Source organism: Virgibacillus sp. M23 (genome assembly GCF_034190895.1).
Taxonomy (GTDB): domain Bacteria; phylum Bacillota; class Bacilli; order Bacillales; family Amphibacillaceae; genus Virgibacillus; species Virgibacillus salarius.
Map to the genome: position 1 here is coordinate 1 of NZ_JAWDHA010000156.1, position 637 is coordinate 637.

Annotated in this window: 1 pseudogene; it reads right to left on the reverse strand. The window is 45.7% G+C overall.

The window, feature by feature from the left end:
• Window positions 1–637 (reverse strand): annotated as a pseudogene (locus RVS70_RS21765) (catabolite control protein B); the annotation flags it as partial.

Consider the following 637-nt stretch of genomic DNA (forward strand, 5'->3'; position numbering starts at 1 on the left):
GTATTTCCCTCACCTATGATTTCAACATCCCAATTATTCTTCTGGGCAAATAGATGAATTCCAGCTGCCACTTCATCACTGTTTGCATAAATAGCAGTAGGAATCCGTTCGCTCGTATAAAAGTGCTCAGCTGCCCGCTCACCGTCATTCATATCATTGCATCCAGACAGCATATGGCGGTCTTCCAGCCTTCCGCAAACAGATTGATAGGCCGCAGCTTTATCAGCCGTGCTTGGGCTCCTGTCGGCTTCTCTGACGCATGTAAAAGCGATATTCTCATGTCCGCGGCTTGTTAGATAGCGAAAGCTTTCTGCATAAGCAGCTTTTCTGTCGTTTTACGCACATCGGACATCAATGTCACCGGTTTCCTCACAAGCGATGATTGGCCCATATTCCTGATAAGCTAAAATCTTGGCCCAATGATTGGCGCGGGAAGTAATAATGAGTCCGTCAATTTTCTTTGTTTTTAACAGCTCTAAATATTTGATTTCAATAGCGGGGTTATAATTGGTGGGGAGGAGCGTCGTTGCATACTCAGGCTGAAAAGCAGCCTTGGTGATTCCGTTCACGATTTTATCAAAGCAGGGATGATCGCTATAAGGCAGAATCACACCAACCGTATGGGTTTTCCCGCGAA